This is a genomic window from Arthrobacter sp. BI5, assembly GCF_056680065.1.
In genome coordinates, this window is the sequence record NZ_CM155264.1 from 3,474,207 (window position 1) to 3,492,263 (window position 18,057).

At 67.0% G+C, this 18,057-nt stretch carries 17 protein-coding genes; 3 read left to right on the forward strand and 14 right to left on the reverse strand.

The genetic code is table 11. The features are described from left to right. Positions 1–60: 60 nt before the first annotated feature. The 5 genes from AC1MED_RS16055 to AC1MED_RS16075 all read right to left on the reverse strand — a co-directional run bounded on the left by AC1MED_RS16055 (position 61) and on the right by AC1MED_RS16075 (position 4,824). Positions 61–1,182, reverse strand: a complete 1,122-nt coding sequence (locus AC1MED_RS16055; RefSeq protein WP_479784288.1) for an NAD(P)/FAD-dependent oxidoreductase — start codon at positions 1,180–1,182, stop codon at positions 61–63. A gap of 72 nt (positions 1,183–1,254) precedes the next feature. Beyond that, complete coding sequence (locus AC1MED_RS16060; protein ID WP_479784290.1) at positions 1,255–2,295, reverse strand: Gfo/Idh/MocA family protein; 1,041 nt, start codon at positions 2,293–2,295, stop codon at positions 1,255–1,257. Continuing rightward, positions 2,295–3,074 carry an amino acid ABC transporter ATP-binding protein gene (locus AC1MED_RS16065; protein WP_346957928.1) on the reverse strand — a complete coding sequence of 260 codons (780 nt, stop codon included), beginning with the start codon at positions 3,072–3,074 and terminating at the stop codon, positions 2,295–2,297. The genes AC1MED_RS16060 and AC1MED_RS16065 overlap by 1 nt, the downstream gene beginning before the upstream one ends. Continuing rightward, the gene (locus tag AC1MED_RS16070; RefSeq protein WP_346957929.1) at positions 3,071–3,859 is read right to left on the reverse strand and encodes an amino acid ABC transporter permease; all 789 of its coding nucleotides are present in this window, start codon (positions 3,857–3,859) and stop codon (positions 3,071–3,073) included. Before AC1MED_RS16070 ends, AC1MED_RS16065 begins: the two co-directional genes overlap by 4 nt. A gap of 107 nt (positions 3,860–3,966) precedes the next feature. Beyond that, on the reverse strand, positions 3,967–4,824 hold the full coding sequence (locus AC1MED_RS16075; protein ID WP_479786711.1) for an ABC transporter substrate-binding protein: 858 nt from the start codon (positions 4,822–4,824) through the stop codon (positions 3,967–3,969). A 204-nt stretch (positions 4,825–5,028) separates the two neighbouring features. Here AC1MED_RS16075 and AC1MED_RS16080 point away from each other — a divergent pair, with 204 nt between their 5' ends. Continuing rightward, a complete protein-coding gene (locus tag AC1MED_RS16080) occupies positions 5,029–6,099 on the forward strand; it encodes a LacI family DNA-binding transcriptional regulator (RefSeq protein ID WP_479784291.1) in 1,071 nt (356 codons plus the stop codon). On the opposite strand, the gene AC1MED_RS16085 is transcribed toward AC1MED_RS16080, so the two are convergent. The 8 genes from AC1MED_RS16085 to AC1MED_RS16120 all read right to left on the reverse strand — a co-directional run bounded on the left by AC1MED_RS16085 (position 6,096) and on the right by AC1MED_RS16120 (position 14,372). Then, the gene (locus AC1MED_RS16085; protein ID WP_479784293.1) at positions 6,096–7,076 is read right to left on the reverse strand and encodes a sensor domain-containing protein; all 981 of its coding nucleotides are present in this window, start codon (positions 7,074–7,076) and stop codon (positions 6,096–6,098) included. The two genes, AC1MED_RS16080 and AC1MED_RS16085, sit on opposite strands and share 4 nt — an antisense overlap. After that, positions 7,073–7,888 (reverse strand): alpha/beta fold hydrolase, encoded by an 816-nt coding sequence (locus tag AC1MED_RS16090; RefSeq protein ID WP_479784294.1) that lies wholly within the window; start codon positions 7,886–7,888, stop codon positions 7,073–7,075. Before AC1MED_RS16090 ends, AC1MED_RS16085 begins: the two co-directional genes overlap by 4 nt. A gap of 141 nt (positions 7,889–8,029) precedes the next feature. Further along, positions 8,030–9,133: an oxidoreductase gene (locus tag AC1MED_RS16095; RefSeq protein ID WP_479784296.1), complete on the reverse strand. Its 1,104-nt coding sequence runs from the start codon at positions 9,131–9,133 to the stop codon at positions 8,030–8,032. 369 nt (positions 9,134–9,502) lie between these two features. Beyond that, positions 9,503–10,225: an SDR family NAD(P)-dependent oxidoreductase gene (locus AC1MED_RS16100; protein WP_479784297.1), complete on the reverse strand. Its 723-nt coding sequence runs from the start codon at positions 10,223–10,225 to the stop codon at positions 9,503–9,505. A gap of 19 nt (positions 10,226–10,244) precedes the next feature. After that, entirely contained in the window at positions 10,245–11,012 is a 768-nt protein-coding gene (locus AC1MED_RS16105) for an SDR family NAD(P)-dependent oxidoreductase (RefSeq protein ID WP_346957935.1), read from the reverse strand. Further along, positions 11,009–12,403, reverse strand: coding sequence for an MFS transporter (locus tag AC1MED_RS16110; protein ID WP_479784299.1), 1,395 nt, complete (start codon positions 12,401–12,403; stop codon positions 11,009–11,011). Before AC1MED_RS16110 ends, AC1MED_RS16105 begins: the two co-directional genes overlap by 4 nt. Beyond that, positions 12,400–13,290 carry a polysaccharide deacetylase family protein gene (locus AC1MED_RS16115; protein ID WP_146336574.1) on the reverse strand — a complete coding sequence of 297 codons (891 nt, stop codon included), beginning with the start codon at positions 13,288–13,290 and terminating at the stop codon, positions 12,400–12,402. Before AC1MED_RS16115 ends, AC1MED_RS16110 begins: the two co-directional genes overlap by 4 nt. Further along, positions 13,287–14,372 (reverse strand): asparaginase, encoded by a 1,086-nt coding sequence (locus tag AC1MED_RS16120; protein ID WP_479784301.1) that lies wholly within the window; start codon positions 14,370–14,372, stop codon positions 13,287–13,289. Before AC1MED_RS16120 ends, AC1MED_RS16115 begins: the two co-directional genes overlap by 4 nt. A gap of 289 nt (positions 14,373–14,661) precedes the next feature. Here AC1MED_RS16120 and AC1MED_RS16125 point away from each other — a divergent pair, with 289 nt between their 5' ends. Next, positions 14,662–15,702: a LacI family DNA-binding transcriptional regulator gene (locus AC1MED_RS16125; RefSeq protein WP_479784303.1), complete on the forward strand. Its 1,041-nt coding sequence runs from the start codon at positions 14,662–14,664 to the stop codon at positions 15,700–15,702. Positions 15,703–15,708: 6 nt separating this feature from the next. On the opposite strand, the gene AC1MED_RS16130 is transcribed toward AC1MED_RS16125, so the two are convergent. After that, positions 15,709–17,154 carry a PucR family transcriptional regulator gene (locus tag AC1MED_RS16130; RefSeq protein WP_479784305.1) on the reverse strand — a complete coding sequence of 482 codons (1,446 nt, stop codon included), beginning with the start codon at positions 17,152–17,154 and terminating at the stop codon, positions 15,709–15,711. Positions 17,155–17,274: 120 nt separating this feature from the next. Between AC1MED_RS16130 and pxpA the strand changes: the two genes are divergently transcribed. Beyond that, positions 17,275–18,030, forward strand: a complete 756-nt coding sequence (gene pxpA, locus AC1MED_RS16135) for a 5-oxoprolinase subunit PxpA (protein ID WP_479784307.1) — start codon at positions 17,275–17,277, stop codon at positions 18,028–18,030. The last annotated feature ends 27 nt before the right edge of the window (positions 18,031–18,057 follow it).

The window sequence follows — 18,057 nt, forward strand, 5'->3', positions numbered from 1 at the left end:
GTCGTCGCCTCTCCGGAAGGCTGCCGCCAGCTCAGTTCTGGCGGCTCAGCCGGCCACCGGTCAGGAGAACCGGCCCGGCCGGAAGGTGGCCAGCATGGGGTGCTTCTTCCCGGTCATGATCTCGCCCGCGAGGAGTTCGCCGGCAATAAGGCCCAGCGTTGCCCCCGAGTGGGTGAAGGCCACGAAGCAGCCGGGCACCTGGCCGAGTTCACCTAGGACCGGTTCGCCGTCGCCCGGAATGGGCTTGTACCCGATCTTCCACGAGGCCGGCTTCAGCTCGGGATGGCCGCCGATCAGCTTGGACGCTTCATCAGCAAGTTCCTGCACCACGTCGTCGGGGATGCTGAAGGAACCGTCGGTGTGTTCGGTGATGTGTTCTTCGTACCAGTCGTGGTCCAGGGCCAGGGTGTTTCCGGGGTTCGGCCGGACGGCTGCCCGCGGGGTGTTCAGCACAGCCTTCAGTCCGTGGTCCACGGGCTTGGTTAGCACCAGCATGGAGACCGGGGAACCGTTGGGGATGTCAACGCCCAGGGGTGCGACGACGGCGGGCGTCGCGGCGCCGCACGCCACCAGGACGGCGTCCGCAGGGTAGGTGTCGCCGGCGGCCGTCTCCACGCCGCTTGCCCGCCCGGCATCGACCGTGACGGAGACCTTGCCGGCATTGAGCACCAGTTCCCCGCCGAGGGCGTGGAACTCCTCCATCAGGAACTCCACCAGTTCGGGCAGGCTGACCCACCCCTCGCCGGGGTTGAAGACGGCACTCTCGGGCACGGCATCCGGGTCGATGCCGGGAACGGCGGAAGGGAGCTGCTCGGGCGCCAGGAGTTTGGAGTTGTAGCCAATGGACGTCTCGTAGTCATGGCGGGCGTCGGTGGCGGCCTGTTGTCCCGCGGCGTGCCACATGAGGCCGCCGCCGAACTGCAGCCAGTCCCGGTCCGGATCCGCAGCGAAGAGGGTCCGGTAGCGGTCCACGCCGGCGACCCGGAGCTGGTGGTACGGGGTGGAACGTTCTCCCGCGGAGTTCAGCCAGGACAGCGAGCGGCCGGTGGCCTCGCTGGCCAGGCCGCGTTCGCTCAGGAGGATCACCGAGGCGCCTTCGCGGAGCAGGTGGACGGCGGTGGAGACACCGAGGATGCCGCCGCCAATGACAGCGACGCGTTTAGTTGAGGGCGTGGAGGACATGGGTCTTCCTTTCTATGCATAAGGGGTGCTTGAAATTTCGCGCTGGCCCTGTCGGGGCGGCGCGAGGTATGGCTAGGCGAAAGCGCGGAGGTTTTCGATAACCCTCAGGACCTCGAGTGACTCCCTGGCGTCGACCGGCAGCCGGCCGACCCCCCGGAGCGCCGCGGCCAGCCGGGTATAGAACTCGGGGTAGGCGCCGCGCCGGGCAGGAACCGCCTCGGCGGTTCCGTCGACGCCGAGGACCCCCCAAGAGTCCTCGGGCTCGACGCCGTAGGCCGGGTCCGACGGCGACATGCCGCCCGCCAGCGCGGGTTCCTGGCTGTCCAGACCCCACTTGGTGTAACCGGCCCCCGAGCCCAGGACGTGGAAGCGCGGGCCAACCCGGGCCGCCATGCCGTTCATCCAGAGCCGTGACCGGACTCCGGATTCGTGCAGCAGGGACACGAAGGCCTCGGTGTCGGCACCGTCCGGGTGTCCGTGGTTGGCGGTCTCCCCGTAGCTCTGCGCTATGGGACCGAACAGCTGGACAGCCTGGTCGATCAGGTGGGCGCCCAGGTCGTTGAGGATGCCGCCGCCGTCGGACGCCGCGGCGGTGTCCCGCCAGTTCCCGAAACCGTCCGGCCGCCACCACTCAAAGCGCGACTCAAAGCTGCGGACCTCGCCCAGCGCTCCTTCCCGAATCAGCTCCCGGAGTGTCAGGAAGTCGGCGTCCCAGCGCCGGTTCTGAAAGACCGTGAGCTGCACGCCGGCGTCGGCCGCCCGGGAGATGAGAGCGTCGCCCTGGGCCGGGCTGGTGACGAATGGTTTGTCCACCACGAGGTGCAGTCCGCGGTCCATTGCCGTTGCGGCGAGGTCGTAGTGGGTTTCCGGGGGCGTCCCGAGAACAACCAGGTCCAGGCTTCCGGCGAGCGTGAACAGTGCCTCCGGCGTCGGGACGATCCGGGCGTGCGGGTAGAGCCGGGCGGCCTCCGCGGCGCGGGCCGGATCGGCCGTGACAATGGCGTCCAGCGAATAGCCGGGATGCGCCGCGATCAGCGGGGCGTGAAAGACCTTGCCGGAGACACCGAAGCCGACGACGGCGGTGCGGATGGGCTCCGGTGCCTCGCTGCCCATCAGAGCACCTCCGAGAGGAACCGCTGGAGCCGTTCGCTTTGGGGGTTGTCGAAGAGCTGGGCGGGGGTGCCGGATTCGACGACTTCGCCCTCGTCCATAAAGACGACCTGATCGGCGACTTTGCGGGCGAACCCCATCTCGTGCGTGACCACCAGCATGGTCATGCCGCGGCGGCCCAGGCCTGCCATGAGGTTCAGCACGCCCTTGACCAGTTCCGGGTCCAACGCGCTGGTGGCCTCGTCGAAGAGCATGACCTCCGGTTCCATGGCCAGGGCGCGGGCAATTGCGACACGCTGCTGTTGTCCGCCTGATAGGTCCCGGGGACGGTGGTCGGCGCGCTCGGCGAGGCCCACCTCGGCGAGACGGCGGCGGGCACGTTCCCGCGCTTCGGCCTTCGGCATTCCCTTGACGCTCCACAGCGCCAGGGCGACGTTCTCAAGGGCGGTGTGGTCCGGAAAGAGGTTGAAGTGCTGGAAGACCATGCCGATGCGGGCCCGCAACAGATCCGGTTTAACCTGGAGGGCACTCTCGCCGGCCAGGAGCACGTCCCCGCTTTTGGGTTCGTGCAGCCGGTTGACCCCGCGGAGCAGGGTGGACTTGCCGGAGCCGGAGGGCCCGATGATGCAGGTGGTGGTGCCCGGCGCGACGTTGAGGCTGACATTCCGGAGCACCTCGATATCCCCGTAGGCCATGGTCAGGTTTCTCAGTTCCAGGCTGGACCCGTGGAAGGTCTCGATGTCCGGCGCGGTGTTGCTGGCGGTATTGCTTGCGAGGCTCATGTGTTGCTCCCGGTGGTCAGCGGTGAAGCCGCGGCGAGTTCGTTGACTTCCTTGAGGCCGCTGCTGGGGGCGGCGGGGCGGCGTCGGCCGGTGCGGAAGCGGTTGTCGAAGTAATTGACCAGGTGGGTCAGGGGCACCGTGACCACCAGGTAGAAAATCCCGGCCAGGACCAGCGGGGAGAGGTTGCCGGAGAGGACGGCGGCATCCTGGCCGACGCGGAACAGTTCCCGTTCGGAGACCAGCATGCCCAGGAAGTAGACCAGCGAGGAGTCCTTCACGATGGCGATGAACTGGTTGACCAGCGCGGGCAGGACCCGGCGGACACCCTGCGGGACAACCACCAGGGCCATCGATTTCGCGTAGCTCATGCCCAGCGCCCTGCAGGCTTCGCCCTGGCCCCTGTCCACGCTCTGGATGCCGGCGCGGAAGATCTCGCCGATGTAGGCACTGGCAATTAGGCTCAGGGCGATGATCCCCAGGGGGTAGGGGGACGGACCGAAGATCGACTGGCTCAAGCGGGCAAATCCCTGGCCGATCAGCAGGATGGTCAGGATGGCCGGAAGCCCGCGGAACAGGTCCGTGTAGATCCGGGCCGGAACGCGGAGCCAGGCGGACGGGGATATCCCCATCACGGCGACGACCATGCCGAGGGCGACGCCGAGGATGGTGGCGGCAATGGAGATGATGAGGGTATTGAGGAGTCCGACTCCCAGAAGCTGGGGCAGGACTTCGGCCATTGCGCCGAAGTCAAAGAAGGTGCGGGTGATGGTGCTTAACCAGTCCATGGTGTCTCTCAGACGTAGGTAGCTTGTGGATCCCGGGCGGGCCGCGCCGTGCGGCCCGCCCGGTCAGGTGGCAGCGCGGTGGCTGCCGGAGGTGTCCGCCTGGCGGCTTACTTGCTGGACGTGGGGCTGGGCGAGGGGCTTGCCGCCTGCTCGGCCTTCGGCAGGTACTGCTTGGGCATCGGCGATCCCGGGAACCACTTCTGGTACAGCTTCTTCCAGGTGCCGTCTTCCATGGCGGCGGCCAGTCCCTTGTTTAGGGCGTCCTTGAAGGCCGTCTTGCCCTTGGCCACGGCGAACCCGGCGGGGGCGTCGAAGGACGGGATGTCCGCGGCGCTGACCAGTCCGTACTTCTCCTCGTAGGCCTTGGCGGCCTCGTAGTCCAGGAAGTGCGCGTCCACGGATCCGCTGTTCACGGCGGAGATAGCGGTGTTGTTGTCCGGGAAGCGCACCAGGCTGGCCGAGGTGAAGTTCTTGACGGCGTAGGCCTCCTGAAGCGTTCCCTGCACGACGCCGAGGCGTTTTCCGGCGAGCGCGTCGGCGTTGGCGATGCCCGAGTTCTTGGTGGTGATGACGGTCAGGTAGCCGGCCAGGTAGCCGTCGGAGAAGTCGACGGTTTGCTTTCGCTTGTCTGTGATGCCGATCGCCGCGACGCCGGCGTCGAACTGGCCGTTGGAGACGGCGGCGAGCAGCCCGGAGAAGTCCTGACCGGTAAAGACGACCTTGTCGATACCTGCCCGGTGGGCGACATCCTTGAAGAGTTCGACGTCGAAGCCGGTGAAGTTCCCTTGAGCGTCGGCGAAGGTGTAGGGCTTGGAGTCACCCAGGCTGGCCACGCGGATGGTGCCGGGCTCGATCAGGCCGAAGGGGTTGTCCGCCGGCGACGACGAGGCGGAAGAGGTTCCGCCGCAGCCGGACAGTGCGAGAACCGCGGCAACAGCAGCGGCAATGAGCGCCCCGGGGCGCAACTTGTTTCCTGTGTTCACAGCGTTTTTCCAATCGTGGGGTGAGGAGCGGAGGAGGTGGGCGGTGTGCCCCGTAGTGGGTGAGGGCCGATGCGGGTCTTGCTGAGTCCGGTCTCACTCCCTAGGATTGAGACCGGACTCACATCGATTGCTAGAAATGTAATCGAAGCCACATGGGGCGTCAAGGGTCCGCTACGAAAGGCCGTCATGAAGAGTGATGTTTCCCGGCGCCGCGACGTCACCGTCGCCGACGTCGCACGCGCCGCCCAGGTCTCCAAAGCCCAGGCCGCCCGCGCCCTGGGCAACTACGGCGCTGTGAGCGAGGATGTGCGCGAGCGGGTGCTGGCCGCCGCCGAGGAGCTGGACTACCGGCCCAATGAGCTCGCCCGCAGCATGAACACGGGAAAATCGCACACCATCGGGGTGGTGGTGGGCGACATCGAAAACCCCCATTTCGGGCTGGCCACCCGGGGCATCACGGACACCGCCAAGCGCAGTGGCTACAACGTCATCCTGATCAACACGGACGAGGACACGGCTGCGGAAATCGATGCCGTCAGGGTGCTGCTGGACAAGCGTGTGGACGGGTTGATCGTGGCACCGGCGTCTTCGGTCGAGACGCAACATCTACGGCGCGTTCACGAGTCCGGCCGCCCGCTGGTCCTGCTGGACCGCAAGGCGCCCGGGCTCGACGTCGACACCGTCGCCGTCGACATGGAGGACATCTCCCATGAGTCCACTAGTTACCTGATCCATGCCGGCCACCGCAGAATCGCCTTCATCTCCACGCTCCGGACGGACGAACCGTACCGTGAAGGCATGCCGCTGGACTCGTCCCAGATCTCGGACCGTCGCGCCGGGCTGCAACGTGCGTTCGCTGACGCCGGCCTGCAACCGCCGGATGATCTGATCCGCCTCAACGCCGGCGATGACGAGTCGATCCGGAAGATCACCCGCGAGCTGCTGCAGCGCCCGGACCCGGCGACCGCGATCATCGCCTCCGACGGGTTGATCGGGCTGAGCGTCGTCGAGGCTATCCAGGAGCTCGGCCTGTCGATTCCGGAGGATGTCTCCTTCCTCATGTATGACGACTTCGCCTGGACGCGGCTCACCACGCCTCCGCTCACCGTCATCGCGCAGCCCGTGTATGAGATGGGCGTAGCCGCAGCCGCAGCCCTGATCCGGCAGATGGAGGGCCGGAAGGCGCCCGCCGCCGCTCCGGTGTTTACGGCCGAGCTGATCCGCCGGGGATCCGTCGCGGCACCGGCGAGGGGTTAAACGACGACGGCGGGAGCTTCCCGCCGGCCCACGCGCATTGCGGTCTTGACCCGATACATATCCTGGTCGGCACCGGAGAGCAGGGCTTTGGCCAGGTCCCGGTGCCCGGCCGAGTCGGCGTCCGCCGGCACGGCCGTTTCCGCCAGGCCGACGGACATGCCCAGCCGGAGTACGGTCCCCTCAATGGTGACGGGCGTCGCCAGACAGTCCCGGACCCGGCCGGCCACCGTCTCCAGCTCCCCCGGATGCTCCAGCCCGGGAACCAGCACCACGAACTCGTCACCGCTGTAGCGCGCCACGGTATCAGCGCCGCCCACGGCCCCGGTCAGCATCCGGGCGACGTGTTCCAGGACCTGGTCCCCGGCCGGATGGCCCTGGGTGTCGTTCACCTGCTTGAAGTTGTCGATGTCGCAGAACAGCAGGCCTACGCGGTGCTGCTGCTCGCCGGCGCGGGCCAGGGCCGCCAGCAGGCTTTCCTGCAGCCGCCGCCGGTTCGGCAGGCCGGTCAGCGGGTCGTGCAGGGCCCGGTGGCGCGCTTCCTTCAGGAGCTTGGCGCGCTCCGCCGCGGCGTCCTCGAGTTGCCGGTGGGCGCCGGCCAGTTCGCGCTCGTACCGCCGCCGCTCGGGCGCGGCGAAGAAGATCATCAGGTCCTGCGGCTCGCCGCCGTCAGATGTCCGGGTGACCGAGAGCAGCACCGGCTTGCGCTGCCCGTCCGGCCCCAGCAGTTCGATCGACAGCTCGGCCAGGTGGCCGTCGCGTTCCAGCTTCGGCCCGGCATGCGTGCGGTACATCAGCCGGTCGCCGGCCGGCAGCAGGTCCAGCAGCCGCGTGCCTTCGAGCACGTCGATGCCGGTCCAGGCGCACATGGTGGCGTTCGCAGCCAGGATGATCCCGTCAGGGCCGGCCACGACGTAGCCGGCGGGTGCCTGGTGGAAGAGTTGCCTGTAGTCGACGGCCCGGGTGGTCGTCTGGCTCATGGCTGCTTCAGGTATTCGAGGATGGCGGTGGCGGTTTCCTCCGGGGCGCTGCTTTGTGGGAAGTGGCCGGTGGCGGCCAGCCGCACCAGCGTGCTGGCGGGCAGTTCCCGGTGCAGGTAGGTGCCCACGTGGTCCGGCGTGACGACGTCGTCGGTGCTTTGCAGGACCAGCACGGGAATGGTGACGCCGGACAGCAGGTGCCGGACGTCGGAGAGGAACGCCACCCGGGCGAAATCACGTGCGATCCGCGGGCTGATCCGGCCGAAGCTGCCCTGGATTTCGCGGTCCAGTTCCGGGGCGTGGGGCGCGTTCATGTAGACCGGTGCCATCTGTTCGGCCCAGACGAGGTAATTGGCGTCCAGGGATTCGAAGACGTCGTCGAGGTCCTCCCGGGTGAACCCTCCGACGTAGCCGTCCTCGGGGTGGTCGAGGTAGCTGGGCGATGCCGTGAGCAGGACGAGCCGGCGAAAGCGGCTGCCCTGGTCCCGGGCGGCGGCACTGACCGCCATCATGGACCCGACGCTGTGGCCAACCAGGGTGGCGTCCTCCACCCCGAGTTCCGCGCAGACTTCCATCAGGTCATCGACGTACGCGTGGAGCCCGGAGTAGGTGTCCGAATCGTAGGCGGACTGGTCAGATCCCCCGGACCCCACGTGGTCCAGCAGGACCACCCGGTACCGGTCGGTGAACCAGGGCAGGATCCTGCCCCACATACCCTGGTCGGTGCCGAAACCATGGACGAACACCAGGACCGGGCCGGCTTCCGGCCCGTACACGTGCACGTTGTTCCGTGCTGTTGCCCCAGACGCCATCTGCCAACCCAACCTTTTCACTTCAGCCGCTAGCCTGGCACGGCTCTTCGACTGGTCGGCTCCCATCGTAGCCCGGCGGGGTACCGGGCCGATGCCGCATCGCCGCACGTCATGCAGTGCAACGGGGCGGAAAGCGCAGGATTAGGCCGGCCCCTCCAGCTCCCAGTCTTTGACGTCGGCGAGGGGAGCGAACACGCTGGGGTCCAGTTCGTCGAATTCCAAGTTGTTCCGGACCAGGTGCGGCCAGTTCCGGTTGGCCAGGGCGGCCTTGCCGAGCGCGACGACGTCGGCGGCGCCGTCATGCAACATGGACACGGCCGTTTCGGGATCGTCGAGTTTGCCGTTGGCGATCACTGTCACTCCCGAATACGCCTTGGCCAGCGCGGCCAACGTTTCCTCCGAATCCTCGAAGGCGGGCTCGCTCGCCTCGTATTCCGTGGTGTGGATGAAGTCGACGCCGGTGGCCCCCAGCGTGGAGAAGATAACGTTCGCTTCGTCCGCGGTTCCGCCCCACCGGTGGTCATGGTCGCTGACTTTGGACTGGGAGATCCGGATGCCCACGGTCATGTCGGGGCCGACGGCGTCCCGGACGTCGCGGCAGATCTCCGCAGCGAAGCGCACCCGGTTCTCCGGTGATCCACCGTAGCTGTCCGTGCGCTGGTTCAGGTAGTCCGTGAGGAATTGATCCAGCAGGTACCCGTTGGCGCCGTGGATTTCGACGCCGTCAAAACCGGCCCGCTGGGCGTTCAGCGCCGCCGTGACGAAGCCTTTCCGGACATCGGCCATTTGCGCCGGAGTGATTTCCGAGGGAACGGGATACGGGCCCTCACCGCGGTAAAACGGCAGTTGCTCCCCCTTGGGGGCCACTGCCGATGGTCCGATCGAGGACGTGACAAACCGGTTTCCCTGGCTTTGCGATCCGGCATGCATGAGCTGGGCGAACATCCGTGCGCCGGCCGAGTGGACGCCGTCAACGACGGTGGCCCAGGACCGCGCCTGTTCCTCGGTCGCGATGCCGGGCTGGAAGTGATAGCCCTGGCTGTGCGCCGTGTCCGGGTAAATCCCTTCCGTAATCAACAGCCCGAACCCGCCGCGGGCAAACGTCCGGTAATAGGACGCCATTCGTTCCGTGGCGTGCCCGTCTTCGGTGGCACTGATCCGTGTCATCGGAGCCAGCGCCACCCGGTTGTCGAGGTGGGTGGAACCGATCTGAAGTGGTGCCCACAGCGGGGTGAAGTCAGTCATGAAGAGCTCCTAGGCTAGATGCTTCGAGCAGGGCGGCCGCACGCGCGGGCAGCCCTGCGTTGGACGGGTCGGCCGCGTAGTCTTCCCGGCGCCTGCGCAGGCGTCCAAGAACCGAGGCGTCAGTAAAACAGTCGAGGACAGCAGCCCAGAGTTCTTCAAGGGTCTGGCATTGCCTTGAGCCCCCGGAAGCGCCGGTCATCATCCAGCCCTCCTTGAGCGCGGTCACCTTGGGGGCTCCCGGCAGACCTTGGCAGACACTGTTGACCGTGGCCGCGACAATCAGGTGTTGCCGCAGGGTTCTGACCGGTCCCAGGACGGGATCGGGCACAACGGTTCGTCCGCAGGCGCCGCACATGTGGCCCTCCCTTCTTAGGGCATTACGTCGCCGGAGTTGGGTCCGAGGGTTTGCCCCACAAAGAGGTTGCCTCCGGGGTCGCTGGCCAGCAGGAGAGCCGTGGGTGCCACCTCCGCCGGTTTTCCGAAGCGCCCCAGCGGAAGCTCCGCCCGTTTCGCCGCTTTCCAGTCCTCCGAGATCCCGTCCACCAGCGGAGTTTCTATCGGACCCGGGGCGATGCTGTTGACCAGCACATTGTCGCCGGCGGTTTCCAGGGCCAGGGCTTTGGTCAGCCCCACCACGCCGGCCTTGGCGGCACTGTAGTGGCTGAGCCCGGTGCCGCCCTTGATCGCCAGTTGGGAGGCGATGTTGATGATGCGGCCCCACTTCTGTTGCCGCATCTCCCCCACCACCTCCCGGCAGCAGAGGAAAACGCCCGTCAGGTCGACGGAGATAGTCTCGTTCCACATCGCCAGGGTCATGTCCTCCAGCCGCGATTCGGTCAGCAGGCCCGCGCTGTTGACGAGGATGTCGATCCTGCCCAGCTGTTCGCGTGCGGTGGCGAACGCCGCTTTCACGCTCGCTTCATCGGAGACGTCGACGGCGATGGTTCCCGCCGCGCCGGACCGGTCCAGGACTGCCACTCTGTCGCCGTTGGCGGCGAAGGCCTCGGCGATGGCCTTGCCGATGCCGCTGGCGCCGCCCGTGACCACCACAGCCCGGTCCGATCGGTGAGGGGAGGTGTCAGTGTTGTTCATTCGTTCCTTCCAGGGCTTCTCAGGCGCGCATCTTGATGGTGAGGCCGCCGTCGACTATCAGCGACTGGCCGGTGACGTAAGCGGCGTCATCGGAGGTCAGGAAGCCGATCACGCTGGCAACCTCCTCGGGCCGGCCCACCCGGCCCCACGGAATGTCCCGCCCGGCGCGCTGCAGGCCCTCGGGCCCCAGCGAGTTCACCGGGTCCAGGGACTGCGGCGTCTCAATGAGCCCGGGGATGACGGCGTTGGCACGGATGCCACGCGGTCCCAGCTCAGCGGCCACGCTGCGGATCAGCCCAAGCACACCGGCCTTGGCGGCCGCGTAGTGGGCATGCTCCTCCCACCCGTAGACACCGCCGGCAATTGAAGACACCGCAACCATCGCACCGCCCTCGGTCATCCGCGCGGACCCCGCCCGCAGGGTCCGCAGCACCCCGGTGAGGTCGACGTCGAGCATGTCGTCCCAGCGTTCGTCGGTCAGCTCGCCCAGGGGTGAGTTGCGCAGGACTCCGGCGTTCGCCACGGCGTAATCCAGGCGGCCGTACTCCTGGACGGCGCGTTCGGCGAACGCGTCAACCGACGGGGTGCTGCGGACATCCACTTCATGGATCACCGCTTGTCCCCCGGCATCCTTCACCAGGCGCAGGGTTTCCTCCGGGTCGTGGGGATCGCCGGGGAAGGTGCCGATCACCGACCGCACGCCATTCTTGGCGTAGTGCACGGCGAGCGCGCGGCCAATCCCGCTGGCGGCCCCGGTGATGACGGCCACCTTCATATCCCGGGTCATGCGTCGACCTCGTGCGGGTGGTCCTCGAGCAGTGCCTCTGCCGGGGGCTTCGCAGCGATCATCAGGAGGCCGGAGAACAGCGTTCCGGCCGCACCGACCCACAGGGCTGCTGCGCCGGTACCCGCACTGGCTGCCGCCGCGGTGAACAGTGCGCCGCCCAGGATGGTGCCGGGCTGGCTCATGGCACCGATGAACGCGGTGCCGGTGGCACGGCAGCTGACGGGGTAGCACTCAGCCATGAAGTACTGGATTGCGGCATACGGGCCAACCAGGAAGAACAGACCGGCGCCGTAGGTCACGATGATCATGACGGGACTCGTGGCGATGGGGCTGAGCATGACGGTGAAGGAAAGGCCGGAGAGAATCCAGCCGCCGATGATGGTCCGTTTGCGGCCGATCTTGTCCCCGAGCCATCCGTGGAAGACGTAGCCGAAGTACGCCAGCATGTTGATGACAATGAGCATCCAGAACGCATCCGAAAGCTCCACACCCTTGGCGTTCTTGAGCACCGAGCTGCCGAGGATGCTGAAGATCATGATCCCGAAGAAATTGAAGATCCAGGCCAGCGAGAAGACGATCGTGTTCCGGCGCAGGTGCGGTTCCCAGATGCGCTTCAGCGGGGCTGCGGACGAGTGTTCGACGCCGTACGCGTGGGCCAGGGCGTGGGCGTCCCCGGACTGGCCGCTCTTCTCAAGTTCGGTCAGCTTGTGGTGCAGTTCGAACTGGGGAGTCTCCTTGAGCTTCTTGGCAATGACCCACACGATGATCGCTGCCGGGATGGTGGCCATCAGGTACAGGGCGCGCCAGCCGAGGGAGGGCAGGAACGCGAGGGCGAGGGCACTGGCGAGCAGGAAGCCCAGCGGCCAGCCGCCCTGGATGAAGGAGTAGTGGAAACCGGGGCGCTTGCGCTTATCGGCGACCTCGGTGACCTGGTAGACCTCGTTCATGTAGGTCGCGTTGACGGCCTGCTCCGAGAATCCGAGCCCGCCGAAGGAACGGACCAGCACGAGCAGGCCGTTGCTCAGGAACGGGATTCCGGTCGGAATCAGCGCCGTCAGGCCGGAGACGATTGCGGTGCCGCCGATGGTGGTCATCATGCCCTTGCGCCGGCCGAGCCGGTCAATGACAGGGCCGATGCCGAAGCAGACGATCGCGGTACCGACGGCGATCCAGGTGTTGATGGCGTAGGCCTCGGTTGCGGTCCAGCCGAACTCTTCCTGCATGGCCGGCAGGAGGGTGCCGAAAAGTCCGTAGTCGAAAACGGCAATGGTCCAGGCCAGCAGGGCCAGCACCGTGGCGGTGGTCGTATTGCGCTTGGAGAAGACCGGGAAACGGCGTTTCTCGTCGGGTGCCGGGTTCGTCAGGTCGACGGCGGGCTGCTGGATGGTCATGACTGGTTTTCCTTTCGGGGGCTGCGGGCGAGGAAGGAGTCGGCGATCTGGTCGAACTTGAGCCAGCTGACGCCTTCGTGGGAGTTGATGTGTTCGATCAGGCGTTCGAGCATGAGCAGGACCTGGGGCCGGCCCGAGACGTCGGGGTGGATGGTCATGGTGAAGACGGCCTGGTCCATTTCCCGGTACACCCAGTCGAACTGGTCGCGCCACATCTGCTCGATGTCGCGGGGGCTGACAAAGCCGTGCGAGTTCGGGGACGCCTTGATGAACATCATCGGAGGCAGGTCATCGAGGTACCAGTTGGCCGGAATCTCGACCAGATCGGTCTCCTTGCCCCGGACCAGCGGCTCCATCCAGGTTTCGGCGTCCTTGGTGTAGTCGATCTTCTTCCAGCTGTCACCGACCCGGACGTAGTAAGGCTCGAAGTCGCGGTGCATCAGGGAGTGGTCGTACTTGATCCCGCGTTCGAGGAGGATCTCGTTGGTCACCTGCGAGAATTCCCACCAGGGGGCGACGTAGCCCGTGGGGCGGCGGCCGGAGACTTTCTCGATGAGTTCGATCGACCGGTCAAGTATGGCCGTCTCCTGCTCCCGGGTCATGGCGATGGGGTTCTCGTGCGAGTACCCGTGCACGCCGATTTCATGCCCGGCGTCCACGATCATCCGGGTCAGGTCCGGGAATGTCTCGATCGAGTGGCCCGGGACGAACCAGGTTGCCGGCAGCCCGTACTTCTCGAAGAGGCGGATGAGGCGGGGGCCGCCTACTTCGCCGCTGAACAGACCGCGGGAGATGTCACACGGAGAGTCTTCGCCTCCGTAGGAGCCGAGCATTCCGGCCACGGCGTCCACGTCGACGCCGAACGCGACTTGGATGTCCTTAGTCATGAGATCAACCTTTCACTGGGCTTTTTGTTGGAGTTGGGTTGTTGGGTACTGGCTTCGGGGTGGTTTGAGTCCGGGACCCTGCCACGCAGGGCGAAGGTTTCCGCGATGTGGTCGGCGGAGGTGCCGAGGCGGAGCAGCAGGCTGAGCAGGACCAGCGACTGGGATGGCCGGAGCAGCCCGGAGGATACGGCGCCCGCCGCGCGCAGATCGTCGCCGCCGCCGTCGCCGTAGATCGGCACGACGGCGCCGGCTTCCACCCGGGTGCTGGTCACCACCACGACGCCGGCCGCGGTGGCCGCGGCGACCTCCCGGCAGATCTCGCGGTTGGCGTTGCCCGTACCCGTTCCCTGGAGGACAATCCCCGCCGCCCCGGCCTGGCGGGAACTTCGCAACAGGGTGGCGTCCGCCCCGGGGTAGGCGGCAATCAGGTCCACGCGGGGCGAACCGGCCCCGGCACCAGGCAGCGGCAGCGCATCAACCGTGGGCCGCACCGTCGTGAGGCTGACGTCACCCGCTTCGCTGACCGTTCCGGCCGTTCCAAAGTCCGGGTTGGCGAAGGCTTCAGCTCTGGTGGTGTGGCACTTCCGCACCCCGGCTGCAGGGAAGATGGTCCCGGCAAAGGCCAGGAGCACCCCCTTCCCACGGGCTGCGGGAGAGCCGGCGACGGCGATCGCCCGGGCGAGGTTTCCCGGGCCGTCAGGGGTGCTGGAGTCGGCCGCCTGCTGGGCGCCGGTGAAGACGACCGGTCGGGCATCATTGTGCGTGAGTTCCGCCAGGTAGGCCGTTTCCTCCATCGTGTCCGTGCCGTGCGTGACGACCACCCCGAGGACCTGCGGGTCCGCCAGGGCCTCGCGGATCTTGGCGCAGATGGCGATCATGTCGTCGATGGTCAGCAGGTACGAACCCTTCCGGAAGACGTCCACCACGCGAACCGGGTGGGCGGCCCGGCCGCCCACGCTGGCGAAAACCTGCTCTCCCGTGTCCGACGCCACCGCTCCGCCGGTCTCGGAGCCGCGGGAGGAGATGGTGCCTCCTGTGGCCAGCAGCACCACGTGCGCGCTCCCCGAATCTGTGACGGTCATGTTGACTCCGTTGCTCCTTGCATCCGCCGCAGCGAATGCCTACCCAATCGTTTGGGTTCTTGGCTAAAAAGTATCTTCGCGATGTTTCCCCCACGTGCTGCCCGGCGTTTCAGTGGTGTAAACACTTTTGGTGTCGAATCCGCCCCGCCGGGCTACCCAATCGATTGGGTAAGAGGTTAAAGTGACTATAGAATGTGACTTGGGACACGTCAAGGGTCCTATGGCTGAAGATCCGCACCGCATCGGGCAGTCTTGTAGGACGCCTTCTTGAGCTGCGGCAGGGGAACAAATGGAAGAAATCACGGCCGATGGCCGCACGGTCACGCTGAAGGACCTCGCCAACGAGCTCGGCATCCACCCGTCCACCGTGTCCAGAATCCTGCATTCGGGATCCGACGTTGCCCGCGGCGCCGCCTCCGTGGCGACGGCTGAACGGGTTCGCGAGTTGGCGCGGAAGCGGGGCTACTCTCCCAATCCCCAGGCCGCCGGCCTGCGGACGCGGCGGACCCGCCTGATGGGCGTGATTGTCCCCCGGCTCTCGGACCTTGTGCTGGCCATCATGTACGAGGGGATTGAGGAGGCCGCGGCCGAGCTCGGCTACTCCACCTTTGTCATGAATTCCCGCGATGACCCGGAGGAGCAGCGCCGGAAGACGGACACCATGCTGGCCCGCCGCGTGGATGGGCTGATCATCGGCGATGCCCACTTGGACGGCAGCCAACTCCGGGAGCTCACCGCCCGCAACATTCCCTTCGTGCTTATGAACCGGCGGGTTACCGGCTACCCTTCGGCCACCTGCGACGATCTCCTGGGCGGCCAGCTGGTGGCCGACCACCTGTGGAGTAAAGGCCACCGGAACGTCGCCGTCATTGCAGGCGAACCGTACGCCAGCACGGCTGTGGACCGGACAGCCGGGTTTGCGCACCGGTGGAAGTCCCTGGGCGGCGCGCTTCCCGAGGAAGCCGTCGTCTGGTCCCGCTTCGACACGGCGGGCGGCCGCGAAGCCACCGAAACGATCCTGGCGCGCAGAAAGCCGCACCCCACTGCCATCTTCGCGGTCAACGACTTCGCGGCCATCGGCGCCATGGGTGTGCTGCGCTCCCACGGCCTCACCGTGGGCAGTGACGTCGCGGTCGTGGGCTTCAATGACACGTCCGTCGCCGCGGAGCTTCCCATCCCGCTCTCCTCGGTCCGCTCCCCCATGCTGGATATCGGCCGGACGGCGATGGAGCTGCTGAAGCGTGTGCTCGACGGCGAAGACGTCGAACCCGTGCGGCTTACACCCACCTTGTGTGTGCGGGAAAGCAGCGCCTGGGATAACGCAGGCTGACCTTGCTCAATGCGCTGCTGCGACGATGCCCAGCGCCAGCATGTAGGTGGCGCGGACTTCGCCGTCGGTAAGGTCCAGCTGCAGGAGCTCCTGGATCTTCCTCAGCCTGTAGCTGAGGGTGTTGCGGTGGATGAAGAGCTCGTCGCAGATTTTCGCCGAATTCCCGCTGTGCCGCAGGTACGCGTCGAACGTCTCCCGCAGCGCAGTGCCGCCGTCGGAAGACAAGGGTGCCAGGAGGCGCTGGCACATAGCCACCAGACCAGGGCTGGGCAGCCCCTGCACAATGCCGGCGAGGTCGGCCAGCGGCGCTTTGTGCACGCCGGGCCGCCCCACCTGGCGCCGTGCAAGCCGAAGCGCCAGCGGCAGTTCGCCGAGGTTCGCGGTCTCGGTGACGATCACAGACAGTTCCGGGGCATCCAGAAAGAAGTCCCTGACGGCGTCAAGCAGGTCGGCCGTGCCGTGCGGGCGCTGCAGCAACAAGGTGGTGAGCCCGGTTTCCTCCATGAACCGCACGGTGCTGAAAGAGCCCTGCAGCCCCACCCGCGCGCGCCACGCTATGGCACGCAGCTTGGCGGGCGCGATCTCCCCCGAACTGCCGATGAGTACCGCGCTCCAGTCTCCGTCGGGATCGAAACCGGACTCGAGGGCATAGCGTCGCAGCGGCCGGGAGGGCTCGCCGTGGCCCGCGTAGAGGGCCTCCATGAAGCGCGCCGCCTCCCGGGAATGCAGGGGCGAGCGGGAGCCTAGGGTGTAGCTCAGCTGCAGGCCGATCACTGCGGCGACGGGACCCAGGACGGGCTGCAGCACGATGTCACTGCCAATCCCCTCGATGGCAAGCCTGAATTGCTCCGCGGCCCCGCTTGGCAGGCGCAAAGTGGTCCGCGCCGTATCCCCGTGGGCCGTGCCTGCGGCAACGAGTTCGAAGGCATTCTGATCGATGACGGCCACCCTTGCGTTGACGGCGCCCGCCACCCGCTCAAGCACCTCCGCCAGGGACCGTCCGTCGGCCGCCAGACGGGTGCACTCGTCTGCCAGCTCCCAGCCCTTCCGCAGTTCCTCGTAACGCTCGGTGGCAATGATCCGCTCCACGTGGCGCATGACCAGCACGAAGGGCACCTCCGGCGGGAGCTCCAGCAGCGGCAGGCCGTGCGCCTCGCAGGCCCGTAACAGGCCCTCCGGCAGTTCGCGGTGCGCGGCGCCCAGGCCAAACGCGAGTCCCGAGACGGGCACGGAGACCAGCCGTTCCACATAGGCGTCCCAGATCCTGAAGTCCCTGACGTTCAGGCCCATGCCGTTGGTCAGCACAAGGGCATTGACACTGAGGAAGGGCGTGGGGTCCATATGTTCCGTCGGAGCACACCAGGTGATCGGCCGGTTCAGGCGGCCCTCGGCGCCCGGAACACGAAGGCGGATGTTGAGATCGGCGTCGCCGATCAGGTCCGAGATGCGCACGGCAGCCTCCCATAAGCGGCGGGCAAAACCCTTCAGATAGTGCAGTCATCATAAGTCGGCCCGTCCGATTCGTCGCACTGCACAATATCGGCGGCCCCGGATGCTGAGTAGCGTTGCACCATGCAAACAAATGTGACCCCCGACACCGCTCCCCGCGCTCAAGGGCGCGTGCTGTTGAACTCCGACATGGGTGAAGGCCTGGGCCTCCACGAGTTCGGCAACGACGAAGAACTCATGCGCATCATCGACGTTGCCAACGTCGCCTGCGGGTTCCACGCGGGCGATCCCGACGTGATGAACCGCACGGTGGCGCTCGCGGCCGAGCACGGGGTGGCTGTCGGTTCGCACCCCGGCCTCCCCGACGTCGTAGGTTTCGGCCGCCGCCGGATGGTACTCAGCCCCGACGAGGTCGAGTCGATCATCCTGTACCAGACCGGGGCTTTGACAGCGTTCCTCGGCAAGCACGGGCTCACGCTGAACCACATCAAACCGCACGGCGCCCTGTACGGAATGCTGGCCGGCGACGAGGAACTGATGCAGGCCGCCGCCGGAGCGGCGCTGCAGTACGGAGTCCCGTTTTACGGACTCGCCGGCACGGCCCACGAAAAAGTGTGCCGGGCGATGGGCGTGGAATTCGTGCCGGAACTCTATGTCGACCTCAACTACGGTCCGGCCGGCGAGCTGCTGATCCAGCGCCGCCCGGTTCCCACCGATCCCGCAGCCGCCGCCGAGCGCGTCAGCCGTGCCCTGGCCGGCGAGCCGGTACTGGCCGTGGACGGCACCGAACTGGACATCCCCTTCCGGAGCGTCTGCGTTCACTCCGACGCACCCAATTCCACTGCCGTGGCCAGCGCCGTGCGTGCGGTCCTGGGCTAGAGCCAAATCATCCAACCATCTGAAAGC